Genomic DNA, 15,704 nt, shown 5'->3' on the forward strand with positions numbered 1-15,704 from the left:
CTTCCGGTAGTCTCCCAGTCTACTCCTCCCCGGCCCCGCACACCAGGGCCACGCAACACCGTCTGGCACGCATTTTTTCATGAAGCCCCGAGTGGGTGGGCTGTCACTCAGTTCGTCCCCCCTGGCGGGTGCAAGCTGGAGGAGTTTCATGGCTTCTCTTGGTGATCCCCCGACCTACTCCACGCCCCGGACGCTGGGCCTCGCGCTGGTCAGCCTGCTGGCGGCGCTGGCCCACTTCGTGCTGGGCGCGCTGGACTACGGCGCGGTCAGCCGCTACCTGGGCCTGGGCACCATGCTGCTCGCGGGCCTGCTGCTGGTCTTCGGCAGCCTGACCCTGATCCGCTATGCGGAGGCGCGCGACGCGATGGGCGACCCCTACGCCCGCGCGCCCATGTACGCCACCCCACACGAGACCCTGACCGTCGTGGTCGGCGTGGGCCTGAACGTGGCGGGTGTGCTGGTGGCCGCGGCGTGGGCCGTGCACGGCGACTGGCCCGCGTGGCACCTGCTGGCCGCGCTGGTGAACGTGTGGGCGGCCGTGCTGGCGTGGCGCAGCCGACCGTCGCCGGACGTGGGTTAGGGCCGGTCCCAGTCGGAGCTTCAGTCGGGGCTCAGTCGAACAGGTTCACGGGGCGCGCGGCGTCCAGCCAGCCGTGGTCGCGCAGGAAGGCGCGGAACTCCATGAGCACCTCGCGCGCCTCGGGCTGCACGGCGGGCGGCAGGCCCCGGCACCACTGCTCGCCCGTGAGCGGCGTGTACGCCAGCAGCGGCGCCACGCCGCCCAGGAAGGTGTCGAAGGCGTCCAGCAGCACCTTGACCCGGCCGCGCCGGGGCGTGGACACGCCGTCCATGAACGCCTGGATCGCCAGACCCAGGCGCAGCGGCCCGCGCGGAGCGCCGGGAGCGGGCCAGGGAGTGGGGGGCATGGGCGACATGCCCGCCATGGTGCCCCCCGCCCGTCAGCAGAACTTCAGCAGCACGTCAGCCGCGCGTCAACCGCGCCCCATGAAGGGCCCGGCAAGTCCAGGTCAACGTCCCCTTGAGGGCGGCATCACGCCCGGTTCAGCCGCTCCGCGCACCCTGGGAGGCATGACACAGCAGCAACTCCAGGGCAAGAAAGTCGCCATCCTCGCCGCCGAGGGCTTCGAGCAGGTCGAACTCGACCAGCCACGCCGAGCGCTCCAGGACGCCGGGGCGACCACCGAGATCGTCAGCCTGAAGCCCGGCGAGATCCAGGGCCTGAACCACATCGACAAGGGCGACAAGGTGAAGGTGGACAGGACCGTGGACGATGTGAGCGCCAGCGACTACGACGCGCTGATGCTCCCCGGCGGCGCCGTGAACCCCGACACGCTGCGGATGAACAAGCAGGCCATGGCCCTGGTGCGCGCGTTCTACGACGCGGGCAAACCCATCGCCGCGATCTGCCACGCACCGTGGAGCCTGTCGGAGACCGGCATCGTGGACGGCCTGAAGATGACGAGCTGGCCCAGCCTGCAACACGAACTGAAGCAGGGCGGTGCCCAGTGGGTCGATCAGGAGGTCGTGGTGGACCGGGGCATCGTCACCAGCCGCAACCCGGACGATATTCCCGCCTTCAACGCGAAGATGATCGAGGAATTCGCGGAAGGCGACCACAGCAGCAAACGCTGAACTCCGCCTCCGCACGCGCCCCCGGACACCACCAGGGGCGCGTTGCTGTTTCCCGGCCGCCACACCTCAACAGCCCTGAAGGCCCCCCTCACCCCGGCCCGGCCGGCGCGGCGCACGCTGGAACGTATGACATCCACCTCCCGGTACAAGGTCAGCCAGAGTGACACCACGCACGGCCCCGATGGCGAACACCACCTCGTGCGCGGTGAGCACGCCAGCATGCGCCTGTGGCACCGCGAGGAACCCGGGGACGCCAAGCCCGAGACCATGAACGAGTACGAGACCCTGGGCTACGTCATTGCAGGCCGCGCTGTGCTCACGGTGGACGGCGAGACGCTGGCGCTGGAACCCGGCGACTCGTACTGCGTGCCCATGAACGTGCCGCACAGCTACCGCATCGTGGAGACCCTGACCGCCGTGGAAGTCACGACGCCCCCCACCGGCAAGTAGGCCCACAGGAGAGCGCCCGCCACCGGAACCACCGGGGCGGGCGCTCTTGATTCCCGCGTTACTGGGCCTCGACCGGTCCCACGAACGCTGCGCTGTCGTAGTACGAGCGGAAGGCGACCACCTTGCCGTCCGTGATCTCGATGATGCTCACGCCGCGGTACGAGATCTCGCGCCCGCCCTTCAGGTGCCCGGTGCCCACCCACTCCATCACGCCCATGCCGGCCGCCTCGTGGCTCTCCGTGAACTCCGAACGGATGTCCTCGAAGTTGCCCAGGTAGGCCTCCCAGAACTCGCGGGCGCCGTCGGTGCCCGACCACTCCTTGTCCGTCAGGTTCTGGAGGGTCACGTTGTCGGCGTGCAGGGCCAGCAGGCCCGACACATCACCCGAGGATTCCGCCGTGTTCAGCGCCGCCATGAAATCGTCCGTGATGGTCATGCCCCACTGCACCATGCCGCCGCGCGCCGAAGCGTGGGCACGCGCACCGTATGGGGGAGGGCTGAAGTGGGGGTGAAGCTGGAGGTGGCGACGGGCGTCCCCACCCCCCAGCCCCCTACCCCAGACTCGGAGCGCTGCGGAGCAGAGGGGCAGGGGGAGCAGCGCTGCGCTCGGCATGTGGTCGCCACGTTTTTCGGACTGGCCTGACACGAAGTCTCATCAGCGCGGGGCCGCGTCCCTGCCTTCTACACTCCCGCCACTACCGCCCGCGCGCTCCGCGCACGATGGCCTTCGGTCAGTCGCACGGTTGGACGCTTCGTTTCTTTGCGCCCGCTCCAGCCCTGGCGAGGGCAGGGAACATAGCCAGCCCCCGCCCTGTTCAACAGCTAGAGGCCAAAGCGGGAGCCGAGGAGGAGATTCGCAAATCCGGTTGCTTTTGGCATTTAATTTGGAATAATCAGTCAAGGGACACGAACCATGTGAAGGCCTAATGACTGAGTGAAAAGGAGCTTTGATGGCTGGTGGGAAGTTTAACCAATTCGAGCTGAAGGGTGCTGCCGGAAGTATCGCTAAAGGTGCTTGGTATGCATTTCTGATGATTCTATTTTCACGGCTTTTAATATTTGTTACATATAAAATTGAAACTATTTTTCCAATTCCAGGCCCCGATGATTACTATGAGGTTCTTAAAAAAGGGTTGTCATTCTTGGCAACGTGGAGTAGCCTTATTTGGTTCACCCTGTTCGCGTTGGAAGATTTTTTGCTCAGCTTGATTGTCGTGTTGTCAAGGGGAAGGGAGGTTGTAGATGCTATCCGAAACGCCCAAAGTAAATAAATTTGGTGTGGCTTTGCTAAATCTACTTTACCTTCCATTTGCATACTTCGTTTTCATGTTTGTGATTCTTGTCATATCAACCTTAATTGGGGGCACAAAGTCGATATCGGCAGCCTATGGTCTATTCTTTACTTTTACGATTATCCCTACGGCGTTGCTTGGGTTTTTAGTTGTATGGCTGATACAATCTACTCATAACCTGTTGGACGGTAAATCGATAAGTCGAGATAAAGATAGATTATCGGCTTCATATAAAGCAGCCATTCGTATAATGAGTGTCAACGTTCTGTATGCGATATCTGTTGGAATAGTATTTAGGATATTCTGTGGATGTATTGGGGGCTATATGTTGATTTTCTTGCTGCCCCTACTTTTACCTGTCTACTTGACCGTAAAAAGACCAATCAAAGAATTAATTACTTCTTAGTCAAGCTTATTATTGGCTTAACGCCCACTCCTCCACAGGCGGGCAGCTACAAACGAAATTCCGGTCGCCGTACACGTTGTCTACCCGGTTCACGCTGGGCCAGTATTTCCACTGCTTCTGCATGCTCGTAGGGTAGGCGGCGGTGGCCCGGCTGTACACCCTCGTCCACTCGTCGGCCATCAGGTCGTCCTGGGTGTGGGGCGCGTGCTTCAGCGGGCTGTCGGCGGCGGCGATCAGGTCGTCCTGCACGTCCTGAATCTCGCGGCGAATGCCCAGCATGGCGGCAATGAAGCGGTCGAGTTCCGCCCTGGGCTCGCTCTCGGTGGGCTCGATCATCAGTGTGCCGGGCACGGGGAAGCTCATGGTGGGGGCGTGGAAGCCGTAGTCCATCAGGCGCTTGGCGACGTCTTCTTCGGTGATACCCGTGGCGGCCTTGAGGGGCCGCAGGTCGATGATGCACTCGTGCGCCACGCGGCCACTGCGGCCGGTGTACAGCACCGGGTACGCGCCCTTCAGGTGGTGCGCGATGTAGTTGGCGTTCAGCAGCGCGACCTGCGTGGCCTTCTTCAGCCCGGCCGCCCCGAGCAGGCGGATGTACAGGTACGAGATGGGAAGGATGCTGGCGCTGCCATACGGCGCGGCGCTGACGGCCCCGGTGTCGCTATCGCTGGTCGGCCGCACCGTGTGGTTCGGCAGGTACGGCGCGAGGTGCGCCTTGACGCCAATCGGCCCCATGCCGGGGCCACCGCCGCCGTGCGGGATGGCGAAGGTCTTGTGCAGGTTCAGGTGGCTGACGTCGCTGCCGATCAGGCCGGGCTTGGTCAGGCCGACCTGGGCGTTCATGTTCGCGCCGTCCAGGTACACCTGCCCGCCGTGCTGGTGGATCACGTCGCAGGCGTCCTTCACGCGCTCCTCGTACACGCCGTGGGTGCTGGGGTACGTGATCATCAGCGCGCCCAGGGTGTCCGAGTACTTCTCGGCCTGCGCCGTCAGGTCGTCCATGTCGATGTTCCCGTCCGCGTCGGTCTTCACGACCACGACCTGCATACCCATCATGGCGGCGCTGGCGGGGTTGGTGCCGTGCGCGCTGGCGGGGATCAGGCACACGGTGCGGTGGCTCTCGCCGCGCGCCGCGTGGTACTTGCGGATGGTCAGCAGGCCCGCGTACTCGCCCTGCGCGCCGCTGTTCGGCTGGAGACTCACGGCGTCGTAACCGGTGATGTCGGCCAGCCACGCTTCCAGTTCCGCCAGCATGTCCGCGTAGCCTTCCGTCTGGTCGGCGGGCGCGAAGGGGTGGAGCTGCCCGAACTCGGGCCACGTCACCGGGATCATCTCGGTGGTGGCGTTCAGCTTCATGGTGCAGCTTCCCAGCGGGATCATGCCGTGCGTCAGGCTGTAGTCCTTGTTCTCCAGCCCCTTCAGGTAGCGCAGCATGCCGTGCTCGCTGTGGTGCGTGTTGAACACCGGGTGCGTCAGGTACTCGCTGGTGCGCTTCAGCGCGTCGGGGATACCGTCGGCATAAACGCCGTCCAGGTCGAGGTCGTCAGCGGGCCGCGTGCCGGTGATGGCGTGGATCAGGTCGAGCACGTCGGCGGGCGTGGTCGTCTCGTCCAGGCTGACCGTGACCCACACGCCGCCGGTGCCGTAGCGCAGGTTCATGCCCAGCGCCAGCGCCCGCTCGCGCACGGCCGCCACGTCGTCCGGCTTCACGGTCAGGGTGTCGAAGTACGTGTCCGATCCCAGCCGCACGCCCGCCTGCTCCAGCGCTCCGGCCAGGGCGCCCGTGAGGCGCTGCACGCGCTCGGCGATTGTCCGGATGCCCCTGGGCCCGTGGTACACGGCGTACGCGGCGGCCATGTTCGCCAGCAGCGCCTGCGCGGTGCAGATGTTGCTGGTGGCCTTCTCGCGGCGGATGTGCTGCTCGCGGGTCTGCATCGCCATCCGCAGGGCCGTCTTGCCGCGCACGTCCTTGCTCACGCCGATCACGCGGCCGGGCATCTGACGCTCAAAGGTCTTCTGGCATGCCAGGAACGCCGCGTGCGGCCCGCCGAAGCCCATCGGCACCCCGAAGCGCTGCGCGCTGCCGATGGCGATGTCGGTGCCCATCTCGCCCACGGGCTTCACCAGCGCAGATGCCAGCAGGTCGGTCGCCGCGACCAGCAGGCCGCCCTGCGCGTGCACCGCGTCGGCCACGGGCGAGAGGTCGTGCAGGTCGCCGTACGTGCCGGGCGTCTGCATCAGCACGCCGAAGCACTCGGGCAGCCCGCCGGCCACGTCCTGCGCCTTCATCTCCACGATCTCGAAGCCGAAGTATTCCGCGCGGGTGCGGATCACGTCCTTCGTCTGCGGGTGGACGTCGTGCGCGATCACGAAGGTGGTGCTCTTGCTCTTGCCGGCGCGTTTGGCGAGGGTCATCGCCTCGGCGGCGGCGGTCGCCTCGTCCAGCAGCGAGGCGTTGCACACCGGCAGGGCCGTCAGATCCATCACCGTCTGCTGGAAGTTCAGCAGCATCTCCAGCCGCCCCTGACTGATCTCGGCCTGGTACGGCGTGTACGCCGTGTACCACCCGGGGTTCTCCAGCATGTTCCGCAGGATCACGCCCGGCGTGTGCGTGCCGGAATATCCCATGCCGATGTAGCTGCGGAACACCTTGTTCTTCGCCGCCACGGCCTTCAGGTCGGCCAGCGCCTGCGCCTCCGTGACCGGGCCGCCGACCTGCAACTCGCCGTCAAAGCGGATGCTCTCAGGCAGCGTGGTGTCGCTCAGCTCGTCCAGGCTGGACACGCCCAGCTCGGCAAGCATCGCGGCCTGCTCCTGGGGCGTGGGGCCGATGTGGCGGTCGGTGAAGTCGGAGGTCTGGAGCAGGTCGGTCAGGGGGGTGCGGGTCATGGTGGGGACTCCTGGGGGTGGGGTCTGAGCTATGGGCTGTGGACAGAACGGATGACGGCCGCGGGCTCGGTGCTCACCGCCCACAGCTCAGACCTCATGGCGCGTCAGCTGTTCGCGCTGGTGTACGCGGCGGCGTCCATCAGGTCGCCTTCCCCGGTCACGTCCATCTTGAACAGCCAGCCGCCCTCGTAGGGGCCGCTGTTCACGAGTTCGGGGCTGCCGCTCAGTTCCTCGTTCACGGCGGTGATGGTGCCGCTCGCCGGGGCGTAGATGTCGCTGGCGGTCTTGACGCTCTCGACCACGGCCACCGTCTCGCCGGCCTCGACCTTCCGGCCCACCTCGGGCAGTTCGACGTACACCACGTCGCCGAGCTGATCCTGCGCGAAGTCGCTGATGCCGACGGTGCCATCCGGGGAAAGCCACTCGTGGCTGGCGGCGTATTTCAGTTCGCTGGGGGTGTTCATGGAATCTCCTTCGGAGGGGCCCTGAGCGCTGGGCCGTGAGCTCTGGTCAGGATACGGAGAGTGGGCGGGGGCATTTGAATCTTTTGCTCAAAGCCCGTAGCCCAGCGCTCACCGCCTGTAGAACGGCAGGTCCAGCCGCGTGGCCGGATGGTCCTTGCCGCGCACCTCGACCTCGAAGGCCGGGGCGTCGGCGTGGGCGCTGTCCACCAGCGCCATGGCGATGGGATGACCCAGGGTGGGGCTGCTGGTGCCACTGGTCACGTGCCCCACGACCTGCCCGCCGAGCTTGACGGGGTAGCCCTCGCGCACCGGCACCCGGTCGAGCTTCAGGCCGATCAGGCGGTGCTTGGGCTCCAGGGCGATGTGCTCCCGGCCCACGTGCGCCTTGTCCTTCACGACCCAGGTGTAGGTGCTGCTCAGCGGGTGGATGGTGTCGGAGAACTCGTGGCCATACAGCGGGAAGCCCGCCTCCAGCCGCAGCGTGTCGCGCGCCCCCAGCCCGGCAGGCGTGATGCCGACGGCGAGCAGCTTGTCCCACAGCACCTCGGCCTCGCTGGCGTCCACGAAGACCTCGAAGCCGTCCTCGCCGGTGTAGCCGGTGCGCGCCAGAAACACGTCGAAACCGAAGAGTGTGGCGGCAAAAAACGCGTTCTTCTTCTTCGCGCCCAGGTCGGTGTCCGCGTGCGGTTGCAGCATCGCCTCGGCCTGCGGTCCCTGCACCGCCAGCAGCGCCCAGCGCTCCGACTCGTCGGCCAGCGACACGTCGAAGCCGGCAGTGTGCTCCTGCAGGTGCGCCCAGTCCTTGGCGGTGTTGCTGGCATTCACGACCAGCAGGTACTCGCCGTCCGCGTGCTGGTAGATGTAGATGTCGTCCACCAGCCCGCCCGACACGCCCGGCAGCCAGTTGTACTGCGCGCGGCCGGGCCGCAGCTTGCTCACGTCGTTGGTGGTGACGTGTTGCAGGAAGCGCAGGGCGTCCACGCCTGTCACGCGGAACTCGCCCATGTGTGACACGTCGAACACGCCCGCACGGGTCCGCACGGCGTCGTGCTCGGCCTTCACGCCCGCGTACTGCACCGGCATGTCCCACCCGCCGAAGGGCACCATCCGGGCGCCCGCCCGCAGGTGTGCGGCGTGCAGCGGCGTGCGCTTCAGGGGCTCTGTGGGGAGCTGGTTCACACCAGAAACTGTACCGGAGCGGGGGAGGGGGCGTCCAGGCCAGCTGGACGGACTGCTCCGTCGGCTGGGTCTCGCCACACGGCGGCCAGTGCAGAAATTCAGTGTCCGACACGGTCAATTCTGTCCTCGGCTCTCTACACTCTTTCCATGCCCGCCGCCTTCCTCGTGGCCCTGCGGCCACCCCCTGAGCTGGCCGCACGGGTGCAGGCGTTCCGCGCGGCGCATGGCGTGACGGACGCGGCGGCCGAACCGCACGTGACCGTGAAGGCCCGCAGCGGCCTGGACGCCGACCTGACGTGGGTGCCCACCGCACGGGGAGTCGTCGCCGCGTTCGCGCCGGTCCACGTGACCATCGGCGGCCCGCGCGTGTTCGGGAACGGAAGTGCGCTGTACCTGCGGGTGCACAGTCCGGACGCCGTGCGCCTGCACGTGGCGCTGCTGGACGCACTCCAGCCCGCGTCGCGGTTCGGATACGAGGGGCCGCACCTGACGCCGCACCTCAGCGTGGCCGTCGCGCGGCGGGGCGTGGACCTGCCCACCCTGCTGGCGGACGCGCAGGCCACCTTCGCCGACCTGGAGCGCGACCCACTGCCCTTCAGCGCCCGCGAGGTCGTGCTGATGCGCAAACCCGGGCCGGGCGGCGCCTACGCGGCGGTCGAGGCGTGGCCGCTGGGCGCCGGGTAGAGTCGGCGGTATGCCCACCCTCGCGCAGCTCCGGGAACTCCAGTCCATTGCCCAGGCGGGTCTGACGTACACGAAAGACGACTACGACCGCGACCGCTACGTGCGGCTGCGCGACCTCACCGCCGAACTCCTGGCCGAGCAGACCGGCCAGGCCCCCGCCGAGGTCACCGGCCTGTTGCGGATCGAGGAAGGCTACCTGACCCCCAAGGTGGACGTGCGCGCCATCGTGCTGAACCCGGCCGGCGAGGTGCTGCTCACCCGCGAGCGCGCCGACGGCCGCTGGAGCCTGCCCGGCGGCTGGGCCGATCCCGGCGAGAGCCCCCGCGAGATCGCCGTGCGCGAGGTCCGCGAGGAAACCGGCCGCACCGTGCGCGCCGTGCGCCTGCTGGCCGTCCTCGACAAGGGCAAGCACCCGCATCCGGCCGACCTGTGGGCGGTGTACAAGCTCTTCATCCACTGCGACCTCGTGGGCAGCGAGGGCAGCGGGCACGTGGCGAACACCGAGACCACCGACAGCGGGTGGTTCCTCGTGGACGCCCTGCCGCCGCTGAGCCTGGGGCGGAACCTGCCGGAACAGGTGCAGCGGGCGGTGGAGCTGGCGCGGAATCCGGGGTTGGGCGTGGATGTGGACTGAGCGGCGTTGCCCCACCCCTGGCCTCCACATGGGCAGGCGGAGAGCGTTGCGCTGGGTAGGTGGTTCCCACGTCATTCGGACTGTCCTGACACGGGGTTTCGTCAGCGTGGGGCCGCGTCCTTGCCTCGTGCGTTCACGTTGTCAGCGCCTGCGCTCTTCGCGCCCATGAGCGAGTGAACATCCTTCATCTGAGCGACAGGAGCGAGGCGCCGCCCCCGAGCGGCTAAGGCCATGTGCGATGGCGTTCGGTCAGGGGCCGGATGGGACGCTTCGACTTTGAACACCCTCGTCTCGTGCAGGAGTTCGTAGAGCAGCAGGGAAGGCGCAGGAGCGGGCCTCTCCGTACCCCTGCCTACCGTCCCTGGCTCCCCTCTGCGGTTCACTGACTCCATGCACACGCTGATCATCGGGGCGACGGGCGGAATTGGCACGGCGACGGCGCGGGCCTTCGCGGCGCAGGGCGACACGCTGACGGTGTCCGGCCGGGACGGCGAGAAGCTGAGCGCGCTGGCCGCCGACCTGGGCGCAGCCGCCCGCGTGGCGGACGTGGGCTACGAGAGTCACGTCAGGGCGCTGCTGGAGGGCGTGGACGCGCTGGACACGGTGGTGTACGCGGCGGGCGTGGCGTTGCCGGAACCGCTGCACGACGCCGATCCTGCGAAGGTGCGCGCGGTGTGGAACGCGAACTACTTCGGGGCGCTGTGGGTGCTCAAGCACGGCCTGGGGCGGCTGAATGCGGGTGGGCGCGTGTACCTGCTGGGTGCCCGGCCGGACCTGGTGACCGCGCGGGGCTTTTCACAGTACGCGGCGAGCAAGGCGGCCCTGGCCCGCGCGGCCGAGATTGCCCGGCTGGAGGCGCGCGGGGCGGGGATCACGCTGGTGCTGCCGCCCGCGGTAAACACGCCCCTGTGGACGCAGGTGGGCCGCGTCCCGCGGGGGGCGCTCGCGCCGGACGTGGTCGCGCAGGCCATCGTGCAGGACAGGGCTGGAGCGGTGCAGAACGAAGTGCGCGTGGGCGACTGAACCCTTACGGGGAGTCGCCGCCCGCGCGCCGCAGGCCGTCTTCCGTCGCCACCCACGCCACCGGGCAGTCGTGCGCCTCGCCGGGCAGGTCCGGGACCAGCAGCGCGTGCTGGACGACGCCGACGGTTACGCCCCGGTAGGCCGGCAGCAGGCGGTCGTAGAACCCGCCCCCGTAGCCCAGGCGCCGTCCGTGCGTGTCATAGGCCAGCGCCGGCAGCAGGATCGCGTGGACGTCGTGCAGGGCGACTTGCGGGGCGTCCCGGGGCGGTTGCAGCGCGCCGAAGGCGCTGGGTTCGGTGGCGGTGTGCCACGGGTGCAGCGTCAGGCGCGGTTCGGGGCGAAAGCGCGCGCGGGTCGTGAGCAGCTCGAAGTCGTCTGCCAGCGCGCCTACGTCGGGCTCGCCGGGCAGCGCGCGGTACGCGAGGACACGCTGGAAGCCGTGGGCGTGCAGGAACGCGCGCAGGTGCGCGGTGACGGCGTCCGAGACGTCAGGCAGGGCGGCGCGGGCGGCCCGGGCCCACGCGCGCCACTCGCTCTTGGGGGCGGTGGGCGGGGGCGGGCGCATCCCCGGCATTGTGGCAGGGCCGCCGCCCCAGGCGGGCTACGATGCGGGCACCGAAACCGGCCGCGACCGCGGACTGCCCCGTGTGGGGCGGCGATCTGCGGCCCAAGGAGCGCACATGGATCTCGGACTGAGCGGCAAGGTGGCGGTGGTGACGGGCGGCAGCGTGGGCATCGGCTTGGCGGTGGCGCGGGGGCTGGCCGCCGAGGGCGTGCACGTGGCGATCTGCGCGCGCGACCACGCGCGGCTGACCGGCGTGGCCGACGCCATCCGTCAGGAGTTCGGCGTGCGGGTGCTGCCGGTCCAGGCGGACGTGGCGGTGGCCGGCGACATCGACACGCTGGTGGAGGCCGTGCGCGCGGAGTTCGGCGGCGCGGACATCCTGTTCAACAACGCCGGCACCGGCAGCGAGGAGACGATCCTGGGCGCCCCGGACGAGAAGTGGCAGCACTACTGGGAGCTGCACGTGATGGCCGCCGTGCGGCTGTCCCGCGCGCTCGCACCGCTGATGACGGCGCGCGGCGGGGGCGTGATCCTGAACAACGCGTCCATCTGCGCCACGCAGCCGCTGGGCTACGAGCCGATCTACAACGTCACCAAGGCCGCGCTGGTCATGTTCTCCAAGTGCCTGGCGACCGAGCTGATTCCGCACGGCATCCGAGTGAACACCCTGAACCCCGGTCTGGTGCGCACCCCCGACTGGGAGAAGACGGCCCGCCTCCTCACCGAGGGCAAGGCCCAGACGTGGGAGGAGTACCTCCAGGCCATCGCGGATGAGAACGCGCCCATCGGCCGCTTCGCCACGCCCGAGGAGATCGCGGACTTCGCGGTGTTCCTGTGCTCGCCCCGCGCGAGTTACGCGGTCGGCTCGACGTACTACGTGGACGGCGGCTGGCTGCGCGTCACGACCTGAGGGCGCGCGGAGTCAGGTCCGTCACGTGCGGACGTGCGGGCCTTCCCTCAGCGGAACGGCAGACCGGTGTCGGGTTCCGGCGGCGCCCACTGCCGGCCGTCGTGCAGGGTCAGCCACGGCCGGTCTTCCAGCAGGTGCGTGAAGCTGAGCAGCCCGGTGCGTTCGCTCCAGCGGTGCAGCAGCGCCACCGGCGGCTGGTATTGCAGCACCAGCCGCTCGGGCTGGGTGAGGTCCGGCTGGAAGGTGTGGTCGGTGCCAGGGCACGTCATCACGGTGCTGTGGTCGAAGCCCGCGGTCAGGGCCATGTGCACGTGCCCGGCCACCACGCGGCTCACGTGCGGGTGCGCGCGCACGAGGTCGCACAGCCGCTGGGTGCCGCGCAGCCCGATGGCGTCCATGACGTCCAGGCCGCTCGTCAGCGGCGGGTGGTGCATGAACAGGAGGGTGGGGCGATCCGGGGCTTCGGCCAGGCGGTCGGCCAGCCACGCCAGCCGGTCGTCGCACAGCTCGCCGCTGCCGGAGCCCGGCCGCTGGGTGTCCAGGCCGATCAGGCGCACCGGAAAGTCGTCCACCACATAGTGCAGGAAGCCGTCCAGGCGCTGCGTGCCGAGGTGACCATAGCGGGCCAGCATCGCGGCGCGGTCGTCGTGGTTGCCCGGCACCACGTACACCGGCATGTCCAGGGGTGCGGTCAGCGCCTCGAAGGTGTCGTACTCGTCGGCGCGGCCGTGCTCGGTGCAGTCCCCGGTGATCAGCACGGCGTCCGGCCGCATGGGCAGCGCGCGCAGGTGCGCCACCGCCCGCGCGAGGGCCTCGGCCTTGCCGGGACGCGTGACGTCGACGTGCGGGTCGCTGAGCTGGGCAATGAGCATGGCACACCTCGGTGGAGGAGGAGGGGTGGAAACGGTCTCCATTGTGCGCCCGCGCGCGCCCGGTTGCTGCCACGAATGAGCCCCCGGCGGGGGCCAGGGGCGCAGGTGCTGCTTGGGGGTGCGGGTGCCGGAAACGTTACTGCGGGGCGAGCTTCAGGGCCAGCGACGTCAGGGCAGTGCCGCTCAGGGTGCCCTTGCTGGTCGCGGCGCCGGTCGTCAGGTTGACGCTGTACAGCGTGGTGCTGCTGCCCGAGGCGCTGCTCAGGTACGCGCTGCTGGCGCCAGCGATGTCGAAACCGGTCGTGCCCGCGCTGACGTTCGTGCCCAGCGCGCCCACGACGGTCAGGCCGTTGAAGGTGCCGGCGGCGTCCGTGGCCCTCGTGGAGTGCTGGATCAGCGCGTCGCTGTCGGCGTCCACCGAGTACAGGGCGGTGGTGGTGCCCGCCGTGACGGCGCCCGTGGCGCTGTTGTCGAACGAGTTCGTGTAGGCCGCGCTGGCCAGGTTCGGGTTGACTGTGCCGCTCGTGAAGGCGAAGGTGCCGTCGGCCGTCACGGTGCCGGCCGCGGAGGTCGCGGGAACGGGCGCGCTGAACAGGGTCGCGCGGAAGTTCAGGTCACCCTGACCGATCACGCGCAGGCGGTTGGCGACCGGATTGAAGTCCGCCGCGACGACGCTGGCGCCCGTCACCGTGGCGCCGTCGGCGGTGGCGGCCCCGGTGGTGGTGTTGATCACGTAGACCTTGCCGGCGCTGGTCACGCCGTACAGCCGGTTGTCCGTGTTGCGCACGTCGATGTCCACCAGGGCCTCGCCGCTGGCCAGACCGCTCACGGCGACGCTGGTCAGGCTGGCACCGGGGTTGTCCATGCCGAAGGTGGCGATCTTGCCGCTGGTGGTCAGGCCATAGGCGACCTGTCCAGCCGGCGCCACCGGAACGGTCGTCGCAGGCTGGTTGCACGCAGCGAGGGCGAGGGTAGACAGCAGGGCCAGCAGGGCAGTGTTTTTCATGTGGCTATCCTTTGGGAGCAGGGGGCCACGCCGGGCTGGTGATTGCCAGCCCGCTCGGGCACGGTTGAGCTCCTGATGACCTGTATTTCATGTGGGCCTGAAGCAAAGATGTTAGGGCCTCAGCGCACCTTTGGGGTCAGTTCATGATCAGGGGAGGTCTCGCGGGTGGACGTGGCGAGTCCAGAAGGTTCTGCGGCCCGCGTGTGCCCTCACCTGCGGGGCCATGTGGACCCTGAACCGGGCACCAGGTGGCGGCGGCTCAGGGCTCCCGGGACGCGTCCGGCAGGCGGCTCTCGATGGCGCGGGCGTGCGCTTCGAGGCCCTCGGCGCGGGCCAGCGTCACGGCGGCCGGACCCACGCGGCGCAGCGTGTCCTCGCTCACGCCCACCACCGAGATGATGGTCTGGAAGTCGCGGACGTTCACCGGGCTCATGAAGCGCGCGGTGCCGCCGGTCGGCATCACGTGGCTGGGGCCGGCCACGTAGTCCCCCAGCGCCTCCATGGAGTGCTCCCCGACGAACACGCCCCCGGCGCGCGTCACGCGGCCCAGCAGGCTCCACGGATCGCGCGTGAGCAGGCACAGGTGCTCGGGCGCGTACACGTTCGACAGCTCCAGCGCCTCGTCGAGGTCCGCGGCCAGCACCACCTTCATGCGCGACAGCACCGAGTCGCGCGCCCAGCCCCGGTTGGGTTCCGGCAAGGCCTCGAGCTGCCCGCCGAGTTCGGCCTGCACGCGCACCAGCAACTCGCGGCTGGTCGACACCAGCACCGGTTCCGCGCCCAGGTGCTCGGCCTGCGCGAGCAGGTCCGCTGCCACGTAGCGCGCGTCGGCGCTGTCGTCGGCGATCACCAGAGTCTCGGTCGGGCCGGGCAGGCTCTCGATGCCGGTCATGCCGTACACCAGCCGCTTGGCGATCACCACGAACAGGTTGCCCGGTCCGGCCACCTTGTCCACCGCCGGAATGCTGGCTGTGCCGTACGCGAGCGCCCCGATGGCCTGCGCGCCGCCCACGCGGTACACCTGCGTGATGCCCAGTTCCCGCGCCGCCACCAGGATCGCGGGGTGGACGCGGCCCGACTTATCCGGCGGCGTGGTCACCACGATCTCGGGCACGCCCGCCACCTGCGCGGGCACGGCCGTGTGGATCAGGGTGCTGATCAGCGGCGCCAGCCCGCCCGGCACGTACACGCCCACCCGCCCGATCGGCCGCACGAGCTGCCCCAGCGCGCCCTCCGGCCCGTGGGTCAGGAAGCCGTGCGCGGGCTGCTGCGCGTAGAACGCCCGCACGCGCGTGATCGCGGTGCGGACCGCGGCGTGCAGGTCGTCCGGCACCGCGGCCGCCGCGATGTCGTCGGCGCTCACGGCCAGGGCGTCCGGGCGGGCGCCGTCGAGTTTTTCCGTCCACTCGCGCAGCGCGTCGTCGCCGCGGTCCCGCACGTCCGCGAGGATGCGCAGCACCACCTGCTCGGGGCTGAGCTGTTCCCCGAAGGTGGCCTCGATCCGTGCCAGAACGGCGTCCGGCACGGGAATCTCGTTGAAGGAGCGGGTCAGGGCGGCGCGGGCGGCAGGGCCTTCGAGAACTTGCATGAATACTCCGGGGGGCAGGCTAACGGTCGAATGGAAGCGGCACAGTCTGGCCTCGGTCCGGCCGTTCGACTGGCTGATGGTGAGGCGCG

Annotated in this window: 17 protein-coding genes; 8 read left to right on the forward strand and 9 right to left on the reverse strand. The window is 68.9% G+C overall.

The features are described from left to right. Positions 1 to 148: 148 nt before the first annotated feature. On the forward strand, positions 149 to 580 hold the full coding sequence (locus HNQ07_RS07145; protein ID WP_184110278.1) for a hypothetical protein: 432 nt from the start codon (positions 149 to 151) through the stop codon (positions 578 to 580). Between the two features lie 31 nt (positions 581 to 611). Here the strand turns inward: HNQ07_RS07145 and HNQ07_RS07150 are convergent, their stop codons facing one another. Beyond that, positions 612 to 935, reverse strand: coding sequence for a hypothetical protein (locus HNQ07_RS07150; protein ID WP_184110279.1), 324 nt, complete (start codon positions 933 to 935; stop codon positions 612 to 614). Between the two features lie 154 nt (positions 936 to 1,089). Here HNQ07_RS07150 and HNQ07_RS07155 point away from each other — a divergent pair, with 154 nt between their 5' ends. Together HNQ07_RS07155 and HNQ07_RS07160 are read left to right on the forward strand one after the other, a co-directional pair. Beyond that, positions 1,090 to 1,653 carry a type 1 glutamine amidotransferase domain-containing protein gene (locus HNQ07_RS07155; protein WP_184110280.1) on the forward strand — a complete coding sequence of 188 codons (564 nt, stop codon included), beginning with the start codon at positions 1,090 to 1,092 and terminating at the stop codon, positions 1,651 to 1,653. A 126-nt stretch (positions 1,654 to 1,779) separates the two neighbouring features. After that, positions 1,780 to 2,103 carry a cupin domain-containing protein gene (locus HNQ07_RS07160; protein WP_184110281.1) on the forward strand — a complete coding sequence of 108 codons (324 nt, stop codon included), beginning with the start codon at positions 1,780 to 1,782 and terminating at the stop codon, positions 2,101 to 2,103. Between the two features lie 58 nt (positions 2,104 to 2,161). On the opposite strand, the gene HNQ07_RS07165 is transcribed toward HNQ07_RS07160, so the two are convergent. Next, positions 2,162 to 2,539, reverse strand: a complete 378-nt coding sequence (locus tag HNQ07_RS07165) for a nuclear transport factor 2 family protein (RefSeq protein ID WP_184110282.1) — start codon at positions 2,537 to 2,539, stop codon at positions 2,162 to 2,164. A gap of 514 nt (positions 2,540 to 3,053) precedes the next feature. Between HNQ07_RS07165 and HNQ07_RS07170 the strand changes: the two genes are divergently transcribed. Further along, on the forward strand, positions 3,054 to 3,374 hold the full coding sequence (locus tag HNQ07_RS07170) for a hypothetical protein (protein WP_184110283.1): 321 nt from the start codon (positions 3,054 to 3,056) through the stop codon (positions 3,372 to 3,374). Between the two features lie 436 nt (positions 3,375 to 3,810). On the opposite strand, the gene gcvP is transcribed toward HNQ07_RS07170, so the two are convergent. From gcvP to gcvT, 3 genes are all read right to left on the reverse strand, one after another. Continuing rightward, complete coding sequence (gene gcvP, locus HNQ07_RS07175; RefSeq protein WP_184110284.1) at positions 3,811 to 6,690, reverse strand: aminomethyl-transferring glycine dehydrogenase; 2,880 nt, start codon at positions 6,688 to 6,690, stop codon at positions 3,811 to 3,813. A 104-nt stretch (positions 6,691 to 6,794) separates the two neighbouring features. Further along, complete coding sequence (gcvH, locus tag HNQ07_RS07180) at positions 6,795 to 7,154, reverse strand: glycine cleavage system protein GcvH (RefSeq protein WP_184110285.1); 360 nt, start codon at positions 7,152 to 7,154, stop codon at positions 6,795 to 6,797. Positions 7,155 to 7,262: 108 nt separating this feature from the next. Continuing rightward, positions 7,263 to 8,333, reverse strand: a complete 1,071-nt coding sequence (gcvT, locus tag HNQ07_RS07185) for a glycine cleavage system aminomethyltransferase GcvT (RefSeq protein WP_444542453.1) — start codon at positions 8,331 to 8,333, stop codon at positions 7,263 to 7,265. A 147-nt stretch (positions 8,334 to 8,480) separates the two neighbouring features. Between gcvT and HNQ07_RS07190 the strand changes: the two genes are divergently transcribed. From HNQ07_RS07190 to HNQ07_RS07200, 3 genes are all read left to right on the forward strand, one after another. Further along, positions 8,481 to 9,017 carry a 2'-5' RNA ligase family protein gene (locus tag HNQ07_RS07190; protein WP_184110286.1) on the forward strand — a complete coding sequence of 179 codons (537 nt, stop codon included), beginning with the start codon at positions 8,481 to 8,483 and terminating at the stop codon, positions 9,015 to 9,017. 10 nt (positions 9,018 to 9,027) lie between these two features. Continuing rightward, positions 9,028 to 9,651 carry an NUDIX hydrolase gene (locus HNQ07_RS07195; protein ID WP_184110287.1) on the forward strand — a complete coding sequence of 208 codons (624 nt, stop codon included), beginning with the start codon at positions 9,028 to 9,030 and terminating at the stop codon, positions 9,649 to 9,651. A 390-nt stretch (positions 9,652 to 10,041) separates the two neighbouring features. Continuing rightward, positions 10,042 to 10,674, forward strand: coding sequence for an SDR family NAD(P)-dependent oxidoreductase (locus tag HNQ07_RS07200; protein ID WP_184110288.1), 633 nt, complete (start codon positions 10,042 to 10,044; stop codon positions 10,672 to 10,674). A gap of 4 nt (positions 10,675 to 10,678) precedes the next feature. Here the strand turns inward: HNQ07_RS07200 and HNQ07_RS07205 are convergent, their stop codons facing one another. Further along, the gene (locus tag HNQ07_RS07205; protein WP_184110289.1) at positions 10,679 to 11,239 is read right to left on the reverse strand and encodes a 5-formyltetrahydrofolate cyclo-ligase; all 561 of its coding nucleotides are present in this window, start codon (positions 11,237 to 11,239) and stop codon (positions 10,679 to 10,681) included. A gap of 115 nt (positions 11,240 to 11,354) precedes the next feature. On the opposite strand from HNQ07_RS07205, the gene HNQ07_RS07210 reads away from it, so the two are divergent. Then, positions 11,355 to 12,149, forward strand: a complete 795-nt coding sequence (locus HNQ07_RS07210) for an SDR family NAD(P)-dependent oxidoreductase (protein ID WP_184110290.1) — start codon at positions 11,355 to 11,357, stop codon at positions 12,147 to 12,149. Between the two features lie 47 nt (positions 12,150 to 12,196). Here HNQ07_RS07210 and HNQ07_RS07215 read toward each other — a convergent pair whose 3' ends face one another. The 3 genes from HNQ07_RS07215 to hisD form a co-directional block, all read right to left on the reverse strand. Continuing rightward, positions 12,197 to 13,021 carry a phosphodiesterase gene (locus HNQ07_RS07215; RefSeq protein ID WP_184110291.1) on the reverse strand — a complete coding sequence of 275 codons (825 nt, stop codon included), beginning with the start codon at positions 13,019 to 13,021 and terminating at the stop codon, positions 12,197 to 12,199. A gap of 136 nt (positions 13,022 to 13,157) precedes the next feature. Beyond that, a complete protein-coding gene (locus tag HNQ07_RS07220; protein WP_184110292.1) occupies positions 13,158 to 14,027 on the reverse strand; it encodes a DUF4394 domain-containing protein in 870 nt (289 codons plus the stop codon). Between the two features lie 259 nt (positions 14,028 to 14,286). Then, positions 14,287 to 15,615, reverse strand: coding sequence for a histidinol dehydrogenase (gene hisD, locus HNQ07_RS07225; RefSeq protein ID WP_184110293.1), 1,329 nt, complete (start codon positions 15,613 to 15,615; stop codon positions 14,287 to 14,289). Positions 15,616 to 15,704 lie beyond the last annotated feature (89 nt).

Origin of the sequence: Deinococcus metalli (assembly GCF_014201805.1) — a bacterium.
Classification (GTDB): Bacteria; Deinococcota; Deinococci; order Deinococcales; family Deinococcaceae; genus Deinococcus; species Deinococcus metalli.